Origin of the sequence: Pseudomonas profundi (assembly GCF_008638305.1) — a bacterium.
Lineage (GTDB): Bacteria > Pseudomonadota > Gammaproteobacteria > Pseudomonadales > Pseudomonadaceae > Halopseudomonas > Halopseudomonas profundi.
Map to the genome: position 1 here is coordinate 246,934 of NZ_VTPZ01000003.1, position 17,979 is coordinate 264,912.

Sequence of the window (17,979 nt, forward strand, 5' to 3'; positions counted from 1 at the left end):
GTCTTCCGCTGTCTGTGAAGCTGTGCCTGGCAAGGCGCTTACATTCTGAATACACCGAACCGCGTCGGCTCAATGGGTGCGTTGAGAGCGGCGGAAATCGCCAGGCCAAGGATATCCCGGGTCTGCGCCGGGTCGATCACGCCGTCATCCCAGAGCCGGGCACTGGAATAATAAGGGTGCCCCTGATGTTCATACTGATCGAGAATCGGCTGGCGCAGCGCCTGTTCCTGATCAATGGAGAACGTCTCGCCGTGGCGTTCGGCCTGTTCGCGCTTGACCTGCACCAACACGCCGGCGGCCTGTTCGGCGCCCATCACGCCGATTCGCGCGTTCGGCCACATCCACAGAAAGCGCGGATCGTAGGCCCGGCCGCACATGCCGTAGTTGCCGGCGCCAAAGCTGCCGCCAATGATGACGGTGAACTTGGGCACGCGGGCGCAGGCCACCGCGGCGACCAGCTTGGCACCGTGCTTGGCAATACCGCCGGCCTCGTATTTCTGCCCGACCATGAAGCCGGTAATGTTCTGCAGAAACAGCAGCGGAATGCCGCGCTGGCAGGCTAGCTCAATGAAGTGCGCGCCCTTTTGCGCCGACTCGCTGAACAACACTCCATTGTTTGCCAGTATCGCCACCGGGTAACCGTGCAGGTGAGCGAAGCCGCATACCAGGGTGGTGCCGAATAACGCCTTGAACTCATCAAAAGCACTGTCATCAACCAGCCGGGCGATGACTTCGCGTATCTCGAGTGGGTGCTTGGGGTCGGCCGGGATCAGCCCGTACAAGTCCTCTGCCGGAAAGCGCGGGTCAATGGTCTCGCGACTGTTCAGCACGCCCTGCTTGCGCCAGTTGAGATGGGCGATACAACGCCGGGCCAACGCCAGCGCATGCTCGTCGTTCTCGGCGTAATGGTCGGCCACGCCCGAGGACCGGCAATGCACGTCGGCACCGCCCAGATCCTCGGCACTGACCACTTCGCCGGTGGCGGCTTTCACCAACGGCGGGCCGGCGAGGAAGATGGTCGCCTGGTTGCGCACCATGATGGCTTCATCTGCCATGGCCGGGACATAGGCGCCGCCAGCGGTGCAGGAGCCCATCACCACGGCGATCTGGGGAATGCCCTGGGCGCTCATGTTGGCCTGGTTGAAAAAGATGCGGCCGAAGTGTTCACGGTCGGGGAACACTTCATCCTGACGCGGCAAATTGGCCCCGCCGGAATCGACCAGATAGATACAGGGCAGGCGATTTTCGTTGGCGACGGCCTGGGCGCGCAGATGCTTTTTCACGGTGAGTGGGTAGTAAGAGCCACCCTTCACCGTCGCATCATTGGCCAGGATCATGCACTCGACGCCTTCGACACGGCCGATACCGGCGATCAGTCCCGCGGCTGGCACGGCTTCATCGTAAACGTCATGCGCCGCCAGCTGGCCGATTTCCAGAAAGGGCGAACCGGGGTCGAGCAGGGTATCGATACGCTGACGCGGCAGCAGCTTGCCGCGGGCCAAATGTCGCTCCTGTGCCTTGGCACCGCCGCCTTCGGCGATGCGCGCCAGCAGCGTGCGGAGCTCCTCGACCAGCGTACGCATGGATTTAGCGTTCTCGATGAAGTCGCTGGATTGTGGGCTGATACGGCTATTGAGAATCATCAGATGCGGGCTCGCTGCGGGGCGCCCTGGGAGTGTAGCGCGCCTGCGCTACGCCGATATTTAGTGTCGGCGCGTGGTGCGCTGGCCAGACAGACTTCAATTAGACCGCATCTAACGACGAGCTGAGTGCTCGCTGAACGCTGTCGTCGAGCCGGCGCTCGACAACCCCAGGAGGCCCGCGCCCGTGCAGCTCCCTGGGCTCCCTGGGGGTGTAGTGCGCCTGCGCTACGCCAAGGGTTGGGGCTGCTTCGGCCTATGACCAAACAACGTGACCCGATACCCCCTCGGACTATTGGGTGAAGTCTTTTAGCGCGTCTCATTGAACAGCTCCCGCCCGATCAACATGCGCCGTATTTCGCTGGTGCCCGCACCGATCTCATAGAGTTTGGCATCGCGCAGCAGGCGGCCGGTGGGGTAGTCGTTGATGTAGCCGTTGCCGCCGAGAATCTGGATTGCATCCAGCGCCATCTGCGTGGCGCGCTCAGCGGTGTACAGAATCACCCCGGCGGCATCCTTACGGGTGGCTTCGCCGCGGTCACAGGCCTGAGCCACGGCATACAGATAGGCGCGGCTGGCGTTGAGCTGGGTATACATGTCCGCCACCTTGCCCTGTATCAGCTGAAATTCGCCGATGCTCTGGCCGAACTGCTGCCGCTCGTGGATATAGGGCAGCACGGCGTCCAGGCAGGCCTGCATGATGCCCACCGGGCCGCCGGACAGCACCACGCGCTCGTAGTCCAGACCGCTCATCAACACTCGCGCGCCGCCGTTGAGTTCGCCGAGCAGGTTGTCCTTGGGCACCTCGACGTCATCGAAAAACAGCTGGCAGGTGTTGGAGCCGCGCATCCCGAGCTTGTCGAACTTGTCGCCCCGGCTGAAGCCGAGCCAGTCGCGCTCGACGATGAATGCGCTGATGCTGCGAGATCCGCCTTCGGGTTCGGTCTTGGCGTAGATGACATAAGTATCGGCATCAGGACCGTTGGTAATCCAGGTCTTGCTGCCGTTCAGAACAAAACGGTCACCGCGGCGCTCGGCACGCAGGGACATGCTCATCACATCGGAACCGGCATTGGGTTCACTCATGGCCAACGCACCGACGTGCTCGCCGCTGATCAGCTTCGGCAGATAACGCGCCTTCTGCTCGGCGGTGCCGTTGCGGTTGATCTGGTTGACGCAGAGATTGGAGTGGGCGCCATAGGACAGGGCGACCGAGGCAGAGCCACGGCTTATCTCCTCCATGGCGATAACGTGGGCCAGGTAGCCGAGTCCCGCGCCGCCATATTGCTCTTCAACCGTGATGCCGAGCAGCCCCAGATCGCCGAAACGGCGCCACATGCCAGCGGGGAACTGGTTGTCACGATCAATGGCAGCCGCCTGCGGGGCCAATTCTGCCGCGACAAAGGATTGAACCTGATCGCGCAGCATGTCCAGCGTCTCACCCAGGGCAAAGCCGAGGCTTGGGTAATTCATGGTTCCACCTGCCTGTTTTATTATTATTGGAAAGCGAGTCCCTTCAAGGAGCCTCTGAACAGCTACTGCGCTCGGCCATGCTGCGTTGAAATCCTTCCGAAACCCGGCGTCTCAAAACCGCTCCATCCACACAACCTAGGCTGGTACGCCCAGCCCGGTGCGCTTTTTCGCCGGATTTCGCCTTGCCTGGCCTTCGCTCGCTGAGTTGTCAAAGGCTCCTTAAGATCAGTCGATCCTCACAGATTAGGTAAAACTGTTGCGCGCCGCCAGAGGGCAGCACAGCAGCACTGAAATACGCCGGAACACCCAGGGGTTACGCGAAGCCCTCAAGTACGATCTTGCCGCGTGATTTATGGCTTTCAAGCAATTGGTGGGCCTTGATCAGATTGGCCGCGTTGATGACGCCAAAGTGTTCGGCCAGCGTGGTACGCAGCGTATCCTTGTCCGCCAGGGCTGCGATCCGGTCGAGCAGAAGCCCTTGCGAATGCATATCCGGTGTCTGATGCAGACTGCGGGTGAACATGAATTCCCAGTGCAAGGAGATGCTCTTGGGCTTGAGTTTGCGTATATCCAGTGTTTCGAAATCATCAATCAAGGCGAGCTTGCCCTGCGGCGCCAGACATTCCACGTATTGATCAAAGTGTTCAGCGGTATGAGTAAGCGAAGCAACCATGGTCACCGGCCCAAGGCCCTGGGCTTCCAGTTGAGGCAGTAAGGGCTGGCTGTGATCGATGACGTATTTCGCGCCAAGCGTCTTTACCCACTCCACACTTTCCGGACGGGCAGCGGTCGCGATCACTTTCAGCCGCGTCAACCGGCTCGCCAGCTGCACCAGTATCGAACCTACGCCACCCGCAGCCCCGACAATCAGCAGACTCTGTCCGGCGCCGTTGCCTTCCGCGACACCGAGACGGTCGAACAGCAATTCCCAGGCGGTGATGGCTGTAAGCGGCAACGCGGCGGCTTCTGCATCGCTCAGGTTTTCCGGAGCGTGCCCGACGATGCGCTCGTCGACCAGTTGATATTCGGCGTTGCTGCCAGGCCGATTGACCGCACCGGCGTAAAAAACCCGATCTCCCACTGCGAAGCCGCTGACTTCCTCGCCGATGCCTTCGACGATACCTACCGCATCCCAACCCAGCACCTCAGCGACGTCCGAAGCAGGCTCACGCGTTCTACGAATTTTGGTATCGACTGGATTGACCGAAATTGCGTTGATTCTGACCAACAGGTCACGCGGACCGGGGGAGGGAATCGGCAAATGGATGTCGATGAGCGCGTCTGCACGATTGATGTCGCCAGCCTGATGATATCCAACTGCTTTCATGGTAAGGCCTCGGTTGCTGTTATTTTGGCTTAGAGTACCATGCTAGACGCTTCGCAGGGGTTTGGACAAATTATCAAAATGTCCCGCCATCACAGTCAATACACTGGTGAATCGCCGCAGAGCGGCTGATCCTGTCGGCCTGTTCAACGGTAAAGTGGAGCCTTGCCAGCGCGAAAATGGAACAAAGGTCTCACCACCACGGTTGTTGTAAGTAATAAACGACGGCTGGTCAGGACTCGCCAACCAGCTGAACGAGACGTCGGGTTCTGTCCGGGCCTTCCATATTTCCAAGTTGCTCTACCGCCGCGTAGAAGGCCGTCCAGTCTTCCCCGAGCTGCTGGAACAGCCGCTCAAAGGCAGGAATCCACTGGTCATACAATCCAAATGGCAGCAACGCGGCGTTGTTCAAGGAATCCCCGAACCATTGATCGAAGCCGGCAAAACCCTCCCATTGCTCGTCGCGCAGCCTTTGGTAGTCAGCGCGCAGTTGAGCGAAACGCTCAGTCTTGGCGGCGCGTTTTTCTGCCTCGCTGAGGTCACTGGCATAGAGAGTTGCCAGACCATCGCGCGCCGCCAGTACCAGTTCCGTGAGTTGCTGCTGGCGCCGATCCAATGCCATGTCGGGTGGCGGCAAGTTCCGAGACGCCCGCCACTGGCGGAGCCCTTGTTGGCCGACAAAGCTGGCGAAGGACTCATTGAACGCCGTGTCGTCCTTGATATAGAACTGCTGGTGGGCCAACTCATGGAATATCAGTTTGGCTACGTAGTCATCGTCCCAGTGCATCATCGAGCTGAGCACGGGGTCGTCATACCAGCCAAGCGTGGAATAGGCCGGCACACCGCCAACGAACACATCCATGCCCCGCTCGCGCCAGGCTGATGCTTCCCGGTGTGCGCGCGCTTCCTGGAAATACCCCTTGTAAGCAACGCAGCCGGCAACGAGATAGCAGTGTTCCACCGGATCCAGCGAAAATTCCGGTGTGACAAACACATTCCACACCACGTAGAGGCGAGGCAAGGCGGTGTAGCGCGTATAGCTGGGGTTATCCGGCAAGGCGAGGGTGTCACTGGCGAAACGCCGCGCTTGCAAGGCGGCCGCCAGCCTCGATTGCAGATTCGGGTCGGCTGTTGGATCTTCGAGAATGGCTCGTATCGGCACGCTGTCACGGATCACGGCGCGCTGGCCTTGCCATGCCTGGTGGGCGTATTCCGCGGTGCTGCATCCAGCAAACAGGCCGGCCAGTGTTAACAGTAAAATCGCTCGGAGGGTTCTGACTGCAGGAGCTCGCATCTTTACTCCGCTGACCCGGGCTTGGCGGGACTGTTGATGGAAACGAGATTGGTTTTCAGCCAGTCGGCCAACGCTTCTGCCTGCCGTTGCGGTTGGCGCGCCGGCACCCAGAGCGCCAACTGGTTAGCCGTTTCGACAAACCCCCAGGGGGCCAGCAGTCTGCCGGACGCGACGTCATCGGCGACCAGCAGCTCAGGTGCGATCGCCACGCCGAGCCCCGCCAGTGCTGCTTCAAGCAGGTAATACAGATGCTCGAAACCTTGTCCGGTCTGCAACGAAGCCGCATCCAGCCCGGCCGCGCGCGCCCAGTCTGTCCAGGCCTGCGGGCGGGACAAGGTATGCAACAGGGGCTCACCGGCAAGCACCGCGGACGGCTTGCCCTGCAACGCCGCGGCACCGGCATAACCGGGGCTGAACACCGGTCCGATGCGCTCGCCCAGCAGAGGATACAGGTGCATATCCGCCGGCCAGGGTGGCGCTGCGAACAACAGCGTCGCGCTGACGCCAGAACGACGCGGGTCCAGCTCGCCCTCGCTGGCCGACAGATGCAGATTGAGCCCGGGCAGTTCTGCATTCAACCGATCGAGCCGGGGAATGAACCAGCGCGCCAGCAGACTCCCCGGGCAGGCCAACAGAAACGGAGCGCCTACCCGCAGCTCGGCGATTTCCGCACAGGTGGCGCGCAACAGCTCGAAGGCATCCCGGCTGCCATCGCGCAGGCGCTTGCCGGCTGGTGTTAGCCGCACGCCACGGCCAGCCTTCTCGAACAACCTAACCCCGAGCTCGTCCTCCAGCGTGCGTATCTGGCGACTGACGGCACCGTGTGTGACATTCAGCCGATCCGCTGCCTGGCTCACGCTTTCCAGGCTAGCGGCCGCTTCGAAGGCTTTCAGCGCATTGAGCGAGGGCAATCTGCTGGTCATCGATCGGTCACTTTTTCTCACAGGTTGCAGCCATCTTATCGATTTTTTCCTGGTCCTGCCTGCCTTAGCATCGCCTCCATGGTTTTTTCATAACCGCGATGCTGAACTCAGTAGAGGAACCGATCATGCAGACAGCCACAACGCGTTTCAGCCAGGGCGCAGACGCCCACGGACAATTTGGCTCGTTCGGCGGTCGTTTCGTCGCCGAGTCGCTCATGCCGCTGATTCTGCAGCTTGAGCAAGCCTTCAATACAGCCATGGCCGAACCCGACTTTCTCGCCGAACTGGATCGCTTCCAGGCCGAGTTTGTTGGTCGGCCCAGCCCGTTGTACTTCGCCGAGCGGCTGACGGCGCTTTACGGCGGAGCAAAGATCTACTTCAAGCGTGAGGAGCTCAATCACACCGGCGCGCACAAGATCAACAACTGTATCGGGCAGATTCTGCTGGCGCGGCGCATGGGCAAGACCCGCATCATCGCCGAGACCGGCGCCGGCATGCACGGCGTGGCGACTGCCACCGTGGCGGCGCGCTTCGGCCTGCAATGCGTGGTGTACATGGGCGCAACCGACATCGAGCGCCAGCGTGACAATGTGGCGCGCATGCGCTTGCTGGGCGCAGAGATCATCCCGGTCACCTCCGGTACCGGCACCCTGAAAGACGCCATGAATGAGGCGTTGCGCGACTGGGTCACCAATATCGACAACACCTTTTATCTGATCGGAACCGTAGCCGGTCCGCACCCCTATCCGACCATGGTGCGTGAATTCCAGGCTGTAATAGGCCGTGAAACGCGCCAGCAGATGCTCGACCGTGAGGGTCGTCTGCCGGACAGTCTGGTGGCCTGCATCGGCGGCGGCTCGAACGCCATGGGCCTGTTTCATGCGTTTCTGGATGACGAAGCCGTGCGCATGATTGGTGTCGAAGCAGCGGGGGAAGGCCTCGCCAGCGGCAAGCATGCGGCCAGTCTCAAAGGGGGATTCGCCGGTGTGCTGCACGGCAACCGCACCTATCTGCTGCAGGATGAAGACGGCCAGATAACCGATGCCCATTCGATCTCCGCCGGCCTCGACTACCCCGGCATCGGGCCCGAGCACGCCTGGTTGCATGAGCAGGGACGGGTGGAATACACCGCCATCGATGATCACCAGGCATTGGCGGCGTTTCACACCTGCTGTCGCCAGGAAGGCATCATCCCTGCGCTGGAAACCGCCCATGCCCTGGCCGAGGTAGCCCGGCTGGCGCCGCAATTGCCGAGCGATCATCTGATGGTGGTCTGCCTGTCCGGGCGCGGTGACAAGGATATGCCCACCGTGCTGCGTCTGATGGAGGAACAAGCATGAACTCACGTCTCGAAGCCCGTTTTCAGCAACTGTCGGCTGAGAATCGCGCCGCGCTGGTTACCTACGTGTGTGCCGGCGATCCTGATTACGAGACCAGTCTGGCATTGCTGAAACAATTGCCGGGCGCAGGCGCGGATATCATCGAGTTAGGCATGCCCTTCAGCGATCCAATGGCAGACGGCCCGGCAATCCAGGCCGCAGCACTGCGCGCCCTGCGCGGCGGCCAGACCCAGCGCAAGACGCTGGAAATGGTGCGTCAATTCCGTGAGCACGACGACGCCACACCGGTGGTATTGATGGGTTACTACAACCCGATCCATCGATACGGCGCGCTTGAGTTCATGCGTGATGCCAGCGCGTCGGGCGTCGACGGGCTACTTATTGTCGACCTGCCCGCCGAGCACGATGCCGAACTCGGGCCACTCTCACGGCAATATGGCGTCGACATGATCCGCATGGCGACGCCGACCACCGATGCCCAGCGTTTGCCCAGAGTCCTGGCGCAGGCCAGCGGCTTTCTCTACTACGTTTCGCTAAATGGGGTCACCGGAGTCGGCCAGGCAGACGGGGCTCAGGTACGCGATGCAATCGGCGCCATCAGGCAGCAGTCCGCATTACCGGTGTGTGTGGGTTTCGGCGTGCGCACTCCGCAACAGGCTGCCAGCTTCGCCCGGGACGCCGAAGGGGTGGTAGTAGGCTCGGCGCTGGTGGAATGTATCGAACGCGCAGCAACAGGTGAGAAAGCCGTCGAGGCGGTGCTGGAGCTGACCGGACAACTGGCCGCGGCGGTGCGTTCGGCGCGGCAGTAACGCTGCGCCGCGAGATTTCAACGCAACATGGCCGAGCGCAGCAGTTCTCAGCGGTTCTCTAGCGCAGGGCAGCCAGTACCGGACCGGTATCCGGCCGCACACCCCGCCAGAGCAGGAAGGCTTCGGCTGCCTGCTCGACCAGCATCCCGAGCCCGTCAATACAGCGCGCGGCGCCCTGTTCGCTGGCCCAGCGATTGAACGCAGTCGGCTCCTTGCTGTACATCATGTCGTAGCACCAGGTATGCCCTGGGCGAATCAAATCGGAAGACATCGCGGGCACTTCGCCGTGCAGGCTTGCCGAGGTGGCATTGATGATCAAGTCCACCGGTTCTTCGATCCAGTCGAAACCCGCTGCACTGACCGGCCCCAGATCAGCGAAGATAGCCGCGAGCTGCTCGGCTTTTTCCACAGTGCGATTGACCACACAGAGTTGCTCCGGCGCGGCTTCCAGTAAAGGTTGCAGCACTCCGCGGGACGCGCCGCCAGCCCCGACCAATAATATCTTCAAGCCCGCCAGCGAGAGACCGGCATTGTGCTGGATATCCCGGACCAGACCCTTGCCGTCAGTGTTATCGCCCAATAGCCGACCGTCTGGCAAACGCATGATGGTGTTCACCGCGCCGGCACGCTCGGCAGCGGCTGTGCGCTGATCGACAATCGCCCAGGCCTGTTCCTTGAAGGGTACGGTAATATTCACGCCCTGGCCGACCGTCAGAAAGGTGCGCAGGGTACCGGCGAAATCATCCAGCGGTGCCAGTAGCGCTTCATAAGACAGCTGTTGGCCGGTCTGTTCAGCGAACATGCGGTGAATCCGCGGGGACTTGCTGTGCGCGACCGGATTGCCGATCACGGCGTAACGATCCATCAGGGTTGCTCCTTGAGCCAGTCACGGACCGGCAGAAAGTCCTCGGTGAGTCGCGCCTCGGCGCTGCCCGGTTCAGGCTGCCAGTTATAGCCCCAGCGTACGGTGGGCGGCAAAGACATGAGTATCGATTCGGTGCGGCCGCCCGTCTGCAATCCGAACAGGGTGCCGCGATCATAGACCAGATTGAATTCGACATAGCGACCGCGGCGGTATTCCTGAAAGGCTTTCTGCTCGGCTGTGTAAGCCTGCGCTTTGCGCCGCTCGACAATCGGCAGATACGCCTCGAGGTAGGCATCACCAATGGCGCGCATGAATTCGAAACTGCGCTCGAAACCCCATTGGTTTACATCGTCAAAGAACAAGCCGCCGATCCCGCGCGCTTCCTGACGATGCTTCAGATAAAAATACTCGTCGCACCAGGCCTTGAACCGCGGATAAACGTCGTCGCCGAAGGGCGCGCAGGCATCCCGGGCGACCCGGTGCCAGTGCACGCAGTCTTCTTCATGGGCGTAATAGGGCGTCAGATCAAAGCCACCGCCGAACCACCAGACCGGATCAGCATCGGCTTTCTCTGCGATGAAAAAGCGCACATTGGCATGCGATGTCGGTATGTGCGGGTTCTCGGGGTGCATGACCAGCGATACGCCCATCGCCTGGAAGTGCCGCCCTGCCAGTTCCGGCCGGTGCGCTGTGGCCGACGGGGGCATGCCATCGCCAAATACGTGGGAGAATCCAACACCGCCTTTTTCCAGCAAGCTGCCGTTCTCGATGATCCGCGAACGTCCACCGCCGCCGCCCGGGCGCTGCCATTCGTCCTCGGCAAACTGCGACCGCCCATCTAGCTGTTCCAGCGCGGCGCAGATACGGTCCTGCAGTCCGGTCAGATAGGCTTTTACTGCAGCAACGTCGGCGGGTTGGGGAGTCTTGTTCACAGCGGTTTCTCAGGCAGGGCGAATGATGGCTTCGGTTCTCAGATCCCTGATGATACTCGGATTACGCTGCCCTCCCAACGGGCCGGGCACGACGTCATCCAGTGCACCGTGAAAGTACTGCTCTATCCGCAGCCGCGAGCGCGCCGGCGGTCGACCGGACGGATTCGCGGAGGTGGAAACCAGAGGTCCGGTCACGGCGCACAACTGACGCACAGTCGGGTGATTGCTGACACGTAATGCAACCGTTTCGTGCTGCCCGGTTATCCAGGGCGGCAACCGATCTTCATGCGGCACCAGCCAGGTATTGGCGCCTGGCCAGGAAAGACGCAGCTTGGCCAACTGGCTATCGGGCAAGTCCCATAGTAGAAAATCGAACTCCTCGATCGCGCCTGCGATGAGAATAAGGCCTTTTTCTACCGGCCGCTGCTTGAGGTCAAGCAGGCGCTCGACGGCATCGGCCTTCCATGGATTGCAGCCCAGGCCCCACACCGCTTCGGTCGGATAGGCGATGACTCCGCCCGCATGCAGAACTCTGTCCACCTGCCTGATTCGCCAGTTTGCCAACATGCCGCGCCTCATCTCGATTGCAAGTAGCGACAGTAGCCGAGCCAGACGAACCGCTCAAGATCAGCGACGAGAATAACCGTGCGGAGTCTGTTGCACGAAGCCTTCCAATTCAAGCTCGAGCAGACCTTGCAGGACCTGTTGCACCGGCAACCCACTGTGTTGGCTGAGCCAATCCGCGCTGACCGGCTCATGACTCAACCATTTATCCAGCGGATGATCTGTCTCGCTCGTCCCGTTGCGGGTGGCAGGTTCAGCAAGGGCGGCAGTAAGCGGTACGCGCAAGACGTCGAGTACATCCTGGACAGTCTCGACCAGCGTAGCGCCGTCACGGAGCAGGCGGTGGCAGCCGCGCGCCTGGGTGTTATGAATCGAGCCGGGCATGGCAAATACTTCGCGGTTCTGCTCGAGTGCCAGGCGTGCGGTGATCAACGAGCCACTGTTGAGGCTGGCCTCGACCACCAGCGTGCCCAGACTCAGGCCGCTGATGATCCGGTTGCGCCTGGGAAATTGGCTGGCATGCGGCCCCATAGCCGGTGCCAATTCCGAGACAAGCGCACCGCCATTGGCCAGGATGTCGTCCGCCAGTCTGCGATGACGCTTGGGATAACAATTATCCAGCCCCGTGCCCCAGACAGCGATGGTCTGGCCAGAGACATCAAGCGCGCCCTGATGACAGGCGCCGTCGATACCCAGAGCCATTCCGCTGGTCACTACCAACCCGCTCTCGGTAAAGCTACGCGCAAAGGCTCTGGCCGTCGCGGCGCCATGTGGCCCGGGATGCCGGGTGCCGACCATGGCCAGCTGCGGGTCCTTCAATAACAAGGGATTACCGCGGACAAAGAGCACCGGTGGCGGATCGGCAATCTCGCGCAGTAATGGCGGATAGTCCGGTGATTCACGGTACAACAGGTGACAACCGGGCGCTTCAAGCCAGGCCAACGCAGCATCGATACGGCCGAGTATTTCGTTATCGCCTTGTTGCAGCTTCTGGATGCCGTCTTGCAGCCCGGCGCTCACACCCAGGCGTTGCAGGGTCATAAAATCAGCATCGAGGGCTTCGACGGCGGACGGGAAGTAACTGAGCAGACGCTTGAGGGATCGAGACCCGAGACCATCGAGCATGGACAGGGCGAGCCAGGCCTGTCGCGGATCGGACAGCTGAATAGCCATGGATCATCCTTGATAAAAAAGCGGCGCCTAGGGTCTGTTCCCGTTTCATCGCGAGCCGCGTTGCTGTGTCAAATGGCGCCAGGCAAGGCGCGGGACGCAGGTAATGGTTGTTCCCTTGCCAAGTCCCGCAACGCCGCATGGCGTCATTTGCCACGCAACCCGATGAAACGGGAACAGACCCTTAAGGCGCCGCTACATTCAGTTTCTAGGGATTGCGGACCTTGTCCATGATCGCCAGCTGGCGACTGGCATTGAGTACGATTCCGTAGCTCATGCGTTCGTAGACGCGGAACACCATCAGCAAGCCGCCGCGCTCGTCGGGCAGTTGAACCTGGTTGTTCTGAATGCGATCGCGGACCACTTCGCCGGTCTTGTAGATCGCCAGCACGTTCCCTTCTTTCAGGCCATCGACCGCACCCTTGTTCAGCAATACGACATCGTACTGACCAATCTGGGTGACACCGTTTGGCACGTCGAGAATCAGTCCATTCACTTCCTGGTCCGGATCGCTCGGGAAGAAAGTGGAGGATACGGCGCGTTCTTCGGTTTCCATCAAGCGGTCGCCAACCCGAACTTCCTGGCGGCTGCGCGTGATGTTGAGCGTAGTGATATCCCGCTCCGAGCCCATGACCTGGCCGTTGCCGATTTCCTGCACATGAATACCGAGGAATTCGCCGCTCTCCGGATCGGTATAGGACCGGCCGCGCCGGTAAATACCATAGGCCGCTACGTCATTTTCTGTGTCACCCCGGGCATAGACCCGGTTACCGGCGCCGGCAACAACGCTTTCCGCTTCGCCGCCGATCACGTAGGGCGCTTGCTCCAGTAGCTCTTCAGTGTCGAGGATGCGGCCGGCCCGCAGGAAGGCATTGATCGCTTCCAGCGGAATGGTCGGGATTGCTTCGGCAACCGGACGGGAGCGTATGGTAGGGGACAGTTTGATGGTACCGCCCTGCCCACGGTTGACTGTCAGCCGTGGTTGGCCATCAACGTAGACCAGCGAAATGATGTCGCCCGGATAGATCAGATGGGGATTGTCGATTTGCGGATTGGCATGCCAGATTTCTGGCCATTTCCATGGCAGACTGAGGAAACGTCCTGATATGTCCCACAACGTATCGCCCTTCACAACCTGATACCGTTCCGGGTGATCTTCCCTGAATACCGACTCCTGCGCTTGAGCTAAAAAGCTCGAAGCCACCAACAGGAGGCCGAGTAATGTTTTCCTCATGACACGAATCCCTTTATTATGTAGGTCAGCACCCGAGGTCTGAGTACATACTCCTGCGCTACGAGGAGCCAGACCCGCTTTATTTCCTAGCTGCGATCATCTTAGCAGCACAACTTATATCTGATCCACAAGTGCATCACAAACCGATATGGCCATATTAAATATTCTTGAATTTCCTGATCCGCGGCTGCGTACTGTCGCCCAACCGGTAGTCGAAGTAGACGACGGGGTGCGCCAACTGATCAGCGATATGTTCGAAACCATGTACGCAGCGCCCGGGATTGGCCTGGCTGCGACTCAGGTCAATGTGCATCAGCGGATTGTGGTCATTGATGTGTCCGAAAATCTGGACGAGCCGATGGTGTTCATCAACCCGGAATTCGAGCCTCTGACCGAGGACCTGGAGGAGATGCAGGAAGGCTGTCTGTCCGTGCCCGGTTTTTACGAAACCGTCACGCGTCCGGAACGCGTGCGGGTGAAGGCCCTGGATCGCGATGGCAAACCCTTCGAACAGGTTTGCGAAGGCCTGCTTGCGGTATGTATCCAGCATGAATGCGATCACCTGAACGGCAAGCTGTTTGTCGACTATCTTTCCAATCTCAAGCGCGACCGCATTCGCAAGAAGCTGGAAAAGCAGCATAAACTGCAGGCCAACGGCTGAACACGTGGGTCTGCCTGGATAGTCTCAAGGCTTGCTTCGGCAAGCCTTTTCTTTACGGATCCCCATGAAAGCGTCAGACCTTCGCATCATCTTCGCCGGCACCCCCGAGTTTGCCGCTGCTCATCTTGGCGCCTTTATCGAGCAGGGCCTGAATATCGTGGCGGTCTATTCCCAGCCTGACCGACCTGCGGGCCGCGGACACAAGCTCACGCAAAGCGCGGTTAAACAGCTTGCGCTGAAACACGGACTGCCGGTCTACCAGCCACAAACGCTGAAGAATGCTGATAGCCAGGCTGAGATGGCTGCGCTCAAACCGGATCTGCTGGTGGTCGTCGCCTACGGATTGATATTGCCGCAGGCGGTACTGGACATCCCGCGTCTGGGCTGTATCAACAGCCATGCATCGTTGCTGCCACGCTGGCGTGGCGCAGCACCCATCCAGCGTGCGATCGAAGCAGGCGACAGCGAATCAGGCGTGACCGTCATGCAAATGGAAGCAGGACTGGACACCGGCCCTATGCTGCTCAAAGCCACAACGCCCATCAGCTCTGAAGACACCGGCGGTAGCTTGCACGACCGGCTTGCCATGATAGGTCCGACGGCAGTAACCGCCGTGATCGACCAGCTGGCCAAAGGTGAGGCAGCGCCCGAGATACAGGATGACAGCCTGGCAACCTACGCGCACAAACTCGGCAAGAGTGATGCACGTATCGATTGGACCCGTTCAGCAACCGAGCTTGATCGCATAGTCCGTGCATTCAATCCCTGGCCACTGGCGCATGCCCGCTGGAATGACCAGCCACTCAAGATATGGGCTGCGCGGCCAGAAGCTGGCGCGGGGGCTGCGGGAGAAGTCCTTGCGGTAGACAAGAGCGGTTTATTGGTCGCCTGTGGCGAGGGCGCGCTGCGTCTGACGCGGGTGCAGTTGCCCGGCGGCAAGCCGCTGGCCTTTGCTGATCTATACAACGCGCGACGCGACCACTTCACGCCTGGCCTGACCCTGGAAAACGGCCAGTGAGTCCGCGCCTGGCGGCGGCCAACGCACTGGCGCTGGTCATGGCCGGCAAGGCTTCGCTCGGTACCAGCCTTCCGGGCCAGCTGAAGCAGGTTGCCCCACGTGATCACGCACTGACTCAGGAACTGGCCTTTGGCACCGCGCGCTGGTTCTTTCGCCTCGAAGCGCTGGCCAACCGCCTGCTGGATAAACCGCTCAAGGCCGCTGACCGTGACCTCCAGGCACTGTTGCTGGTCGGCCTGTATCAGCTGTTCTACACCCGCGTTCCAGCCCACGCTGCCATCGATGAAACCGTCAGTGCCGCCAAAACCCTGAGAAAACCCTGGGCCAAAGGGATGCTCAACGCCGTGCTGCGACGCGCGCAGCGCGAGTCCGAAGAGCTGTTTGCCGACATGGCACGCGATCCGGTGGTCCGCCTGGCCCATCCACGCTGGTTACAAAAGCAGCTCAAGGCCGACTGGCCGCAGCATTGGGAAGCCATCTGCGAGGCGAACAACGCCCATCCACCCATGACGTTGCGCATCAACCAGCGCCAGACCGAGCGTTCGGCTTACCTGCAACAGCTTGAAAAGGCTGGCATTACCGCCGAGGCCTGTCTTCACAGCCCAGTGGGTATCCGCTTGCTGCAGCCCTGCGACGTTCAGCTATTACCAGGCTTCGCCGAGGGTCTGGTCAGCGTGCAGGATGAAGCGGCGCAACTGGCCGCTCCATTACTGGAAGCCAGACCTGGCGACCGGGTACTGGATGCCTGCTGCGCCCCGGGTGGTAAAACCTGCCACACGCTTGAGCAACAGCCTGCCCTGAGTGAGCTGGTTGCGCTGGATCTCGAGCCGTCGCGCCTGGCACGGGTGCAGGAAAATCTGGACCGACTGGGCCTGACGGCCACGCTCAAAGCGGCGGATGCCCGCGATCTGGATGCTTGGTGGGACGGTATACCGTTCAACCGTATCCTGCTCGACGCACCCTGTTCCGCAACCGGCGTGATTCGTCGTCACCCGGATATCAAGTTGGCAAGACAGCCGGCCGATATAAGTGAACTGGCGACGCTACAAGGGAGCCTGCTCGATGCCATGTGGCAAACGCTGGAGGTCGGCGGCATTCTGGTTTACGCCACCTGTTCGGTCCTACCGGAAGAAAATACCCGCGTAGTGGAGGCGTTCCTGCAGCGCGAACCCAGTGCCAGGGAATTGTCGATTGCCGTAGATTACGGCGAACCGCAGCCGTGCGGCCGGCAACTTCTACCGCAGCCGAACGGTCATGATGGCTTTTATCTGGCCAAACTGGTCAAAATAGCCGCCAGTACCCGCCGCGGTCGTTTTCCCACTGAAGATAAGGAGCCGTCTGCGTCATGAAGATCATTATTCTCGGCGCCGGACAGGTGGGCAGCAGCCTGGCAACAGAACTGTCCAGCGAGGCCAATGACATCACCGTGATCGATACCGATACGGTGCGCCTGCGCGATCTGAGTGATCGGCTGGACATTCGCACCGTGGTTGGCCGTGGTTCGTTTCCTACCATCTTGCGCCACGCCGGTGCTGATGACGCCGACATGCTGATCGCGGTGACCAGTAGCGACGAGACGAACATGATCGCCTGTCAGGTCGCCTACACGCTGTTCCGTACGCCGACCAAGATCGCGCGTATACGTGAGTCGGCCTATCTCACGCGTGGTGGGCTGTTTCACAACGATGCGGTGCCGATTGATGTATTGATCAGCCCTGAGCAGGCAGTAACCACCTACATCAAGCGTCTGATCGAGAATCCCGGCGCGTTGCAGGTACTCGACTTCGCGGAAGGCAAGGTGCAGCTGGTAGCCGTACGAGCCTATTACGGCGGGCCGCTGGTGGGTCAGGAGTTGCGCTTCTTGCGTCAGCACATGCCCGGCGTCGAGACGCGGGTCGCCGCGATTTTCCGCCGGGATCGCCCAATCATCCCCAAGGGCGACACCGTAATCGAGGCAGATGATGAAGTATTTTTCGTCGCCGCCACGCCGGACATACGCGCGGTGATGAGCGAACTACGGCGCCTTGATCGCACCAACAAACGGGTGCTTATTGCCGGTGGCGGCAACATCGGCGAACGCCTCGCCGAGGCCATGGAGACTCGCTACCAGGTCAAGATCATCGAGAAGAACAAGGCTCGGGCGGACTACCTGGCGCAAAACCTCGACCGCGCCATTGTTCTGCACGGCAGCGCCTCGGACAAGGAACTGCTGATCGAGGAGAACATCGAGGAAGTCGATATTTTCTGTGCGGTCACCAACGATGACGAAGCCAATATCATGTCCTCGATGCTGGCCAAGCGGATGGGCGCGCGCAAGGTCATGGCTCTGATCAACAATCCGGCCTATGTCGATCTGGTACAGGGCGGCGAAATTGATATCGCCATCTCGCCCTCCCAGGCGACCATCGGCACCCTGCTTGCACACGTACGGCGGGGCGATATCGTCAACGTGCACTCGTTGCGACGCGGTGCGGCGGAGGCGATCGAAGCCGTGGCGCACGGCGATTCTCGCTCGTCCAAGGTGGTTGGTCGCGCCATTGGCGACATTGACCTGCCGCCCGGTACCACCATTGGTGCCATCGTACGTAGCGACAAGGTGCTGATTGCCCGCGACGCTACCGTGATCGAATCCGAGGACCACGTGATCATGTTCGTGATCGACAAGAAACATATTCGCGATGTCGAGCGCCTGTTCCAGGTCGGGCTGACATTTCTCTAAGGTAACCGACCCC

At 60.7% G+C, this 17,979-nt stretch carries 16 protein-coding genes; 6 read left to right on the forward strand and 10 right to left on the reverse strand.

The genetic code is table 11. The annotated features are described in order from the left end of the window. Positions 1-38: 38 nt before the first annotated feature. The 5 genes from FZE95_RS06190 to FZE95_RS06210 form a co-directional block, all read right to left on the reverse strand. Positions 39-1,643 carry a carboxyl transferase domain-containing protein gene (locus FZE95_RS06190; RefSeq protein ID WP_397387099.1) on the reverse strand — a complete coding sequence of 535 codons (1,605 nt, stop codon included), beginning with the start codon at positions 1,641-1,643 and terminating at the stop codon, positions 39-41. Positions 1,644-1,949: 306 nt separating this feature from the next. After that, positions 1,950-3,113, reverse strand: a complete 1,164-nt coding sequence (locus FZE95_RS06195; protein WP_150299967.1) for an isovaleryl-CoA dehydrogenase — start codon at positions 3,111-3,113, stop codon at positions 1,950-1,952. 313 nt (positions 3,114-3,426) lie between these two features. After that, positions 3,427-4,440, reverse strand: a complete 1,014-nt coding sequence (locus tag FZE95_RS06200; RefSeq protein ID WP_150299968.1) for a zinc-binding alcohol dehydrogenase family protein — start codon at positions 4,438-4,440, stop codon at positions 3,427-3,429. Positions 4,441-4,669: 229 nt separating this feature from the next. Continuing rightward, the gene (locus FZE95_RS06205; protein WP_150299969.1) at positions 4,670-5,731 is read right to left on the reverse strand and encodes an aminopeptidase; all 1,062 of its coding nucleotides are present in this window, start codon (positions 5,729-5,731) and stop codon (positions 4,670-4,672) included. A gap of 2 nt (positions 5,732-5,733) precedes the next feature. Next, complete coding sequence (locus tag FZE95_RS06210; RefSeq protein ID WP_150299970.1) at positions 5,734-6,654, reverse strand: LysR family transcriptional regulator; 921 nt, start codon at positions 6,652-6,654, stop codon at positions 5,734-5,736. Positions 6,655-6,779: 125 nt separating this feature from the next. On the opposite strand from FZE95_RS06210, the gene trpB reads away from it, so the two are divergent. Together trpB and trpA are read left to right on the forward strand one after the other, a co-directional pair. Next, the gene (gene trpB / locus FZE95_RS06215) at positions 6,780-7,994 is read left to right on the forward strand and encodes a tryptophan synthase subunit beta (RefSeq protein WP_150299971.1); all 1,215 of its coding nucleotides are present in this window, start codon (positions 6,780-6,782) and stop codon (positions 7,992-7,994) included. After that, positions 7,991-8,803, forward strand: coding sequence for a tryptophan synthase subunit alpha (gene trpA, locus FZE95_RS06220; RefSeq protein WP_150299972.1), 813 nt, complete (start codon positions 7,991-7,993; stop codon positions 8,801-8,803). Before trpB ends, trpA begins: the two co-directional genes overlap by 4 nt. 58 nt (positions 8,804-8,861) lie before the next feature. Here trpA and aroE read toward each other — a convergent pair whose 3' ends face one another. The 5 genes from aroE to FZE95_RS06245 form a co-directional block, all read right to left on the reverse strand. Then, positions 8,862-9,668 carry a shikimate dehydrogenase gene (aroE, locus tag FZE95_RS06225; RefSeq protein ID WP_150299973.1) on the reverse strand — a complete coding sequence of 269 codons (807 nt, stop codon included), beginning with the start codon at positions 9,666-9,668 and terminating at the stop codon, positions 8,862-8,864. Then, positions 9,668-10,600 (reverse strand): oxygen-dependent coproporphyrinogen oxidase, encoded by a 933-nt coding sequence (hemF, locus tag FZE95_RS06230; protein ID WP_150299974.1) that lies wholly within the window; start codon positions 10,598-10,600, stop codon positions 9,668-9,670. Before hemF ends, aroE begins: the two co-directional genes overlap by 1 nt. A 9-nt stretch (positions 10,601-10,609) precedes the next feature. Continuing rightward, a complete protein-coding gene (locus tag FZE95_RS06235; protein WP_150299975.1) occupies positions 10,610-11,167 on the reverse strand; it encodes an L-threonylcarbamoyladenylate synthase in 558 nt (185 codons plus the stop codon). A gap of 60 nt (positions 11,168-11,227) precedes the next feature. Then, positions 11,228-12,337 (reverse strand): DNA-processing protein DprA, encoded by a 1,110-nt coding sequence (gene dprA / locus FZE95_RS06240; RefSeq protein WP_150299976.1) that lies wholly within the window; start codon positions 12,335-12,337, stop codon positions 11,228-11,230. 205 nt (positions 12,338-12,542) lie between these two features. Next, positions 12,543-13,568 (reverse strand): LysM peptidoglycan-binding domain-containing protein, encoded by a 1,026-nt coding sequence (locus tag FZE95_RS06245; RefSeq protein ID WP_150299977.1) that lies wholly within the window; start codon positions 13,566-13,568, stop codon positions 12,543-12,545. 148 nt (positions 13,569-13,716) lie between these two features. On the opposite strand from FZE95_RS06245, the gene def reads away from it, so the two are divergent. From def to trkA, 4 genes are all read left to right on the forward strand, one after another. Continuing rightward, positions 13,717-14,229: a peptide deformylase gene (gene def, locus FZE95_RS06250; protein WP_150299978.1), complete on the forward strand. Its 513-nt coding sequence runs from the start codon at positions 13,717-13,719 to the stop codon at positions 14,227-14,229. Positions 14,230-14,293: 64 nt separating this feature from the next. Continuing rightward, positions 14,294-15,247, forward strand: a complete 954-nt coding sequence (gene fmt, locus FZE95_RS06255; protein ID WP_150299979.1) for a methionyl-tRNA formyltransferase — start codon at positions 14,294-14,296, stop codon at positions 15,245-15,247. Next, entirely contained in the window at positions 15,244-16,596 is a 1,353-nt protein-coding gene (gene rsmB / locus FZE95_RS06260; protein WP_150299980.1) for a 16S rRNA (cytosine(967)-C(5))-methyltransferase RsmB, read from the forward strand. Before fmt ends, rsmB begins: the two co-directional genes overlap by 4 nt. Further along, positions 16,593-17,966, forward strand: a complete 1,374-nt coding sequence (gene trkA / locus FZE95_RS06265; RefSeq protein ID WP_150299981.1) for a Trk system potassium transporter TrkA — start codon at positions 16,593-16,595, stop codon at positions 17,964-17,966. Before rsmB ends, trkA begins: the two co-directional genes overlap by 4 nt. The last annotated feature ends 13 nt before the right edge of the window (positions 17,967-17,979 follow it).

Excerpts from the sequence above, each read along its gene's own strand:
- FZE95_RS06190 (WP_397387099.1), bottom strand. The coding sequence starts at position 1,643 with ATGATTCTCAATAGCCGTATCAGCCCACAATCCAGCGACTTCATCGAG.
- FZE95_RS06195 (WP_150299967.1), bottom strand. The coding sequence starts at position 3,113 with ATGAATTACCCAAGCCTCGGCTTTGCCCTGGGTGAGACGCTGGACATG.
- FZE95_RS06200 (WP_150299968.1), bottom strand. The coding sequence starts at position 4,440 with ATGAAAGCAGTTGGATATCATCAGGCTGGCGACATCAATCGTGCAGAC.
- FZE95_RS06205 (WP_150299969.1), bottom strand. The coding sequence starts at position 5,731 with ATGCGAGCTCCTGCAGTCAGAACCCTCCGAGCGATTTTACTGTTAACA.
- FZE95_RS06210 (WP_150299970.1), bottom strand. The coding sequence starts at position 6,654 with ATGACCAGCAGATTGCCCTCGCTCAATGCGCTGAAAGCCTTCGAAGCG.
- trpB (WP_150299971.1), top strand. The coding sequence starts at position 6,780 with ATGCAGACAGCCACAACGCGTTTCAGCCAGGGCGCAGACGCCCACGGA.
- trpA (WP_150299972.1), top strand. The coding sequence starts at position 7,991 with ATGAACTCACGTCTCGAAGCCCGTTTTCAGCAACTGTCGGCTGAGAAT.
- aroE (WP_150299973.1), bottom strand. The coding sequence starts at position 9,668 with ATGGATCGTTACGCCGTGATCGGCAATCCGGTCGCGCACAGCAAGTCC.
- FZE95_RS06235 (WP_150299975.1), bottom strand. The coding sequence starts at position 11,167 with ATGTTGGCAAACTGGCGAATCAGGCAGGTGGACAGAGTTCTGCATGCG.
- dprA (WP_150299976.1), bottom strand. The coding sequence starts at position 12,337 with ATGGCTATTCAGCTGTCCGATCCGCGACAGGCCTGGCTCGCCCTGTCC.
- FZE95_RS06245 (WP_150299977.1), bottom strand. The coding sequence starts at position 13,568 with ATGAGGAAAACATTACTCGGCCTCCTGTTGGTGGCTTCGAGCTTTTTA.
- def (WP_150299978.1), top strand. The coding sequence starts at position 13,717 with ATGGCCATATTAAATATTCTTGAATTTCCTGATCCGCGGCTGCGTACT.
- fmt (WP_150299979.1), top strand. The coding sequence starts at position 14,294 with ATGAAAGCGTCAGACCTTCGCATCATCTTCGCCGGCACCCCCGAGTTT.
- trkA (WP_150299981.1), top strand. The coding sequence starts at position 16,593 with ATGAAGATCATTATTCTCGGCGCCGGACAGGTGGGCAGCAGCCTGGCA.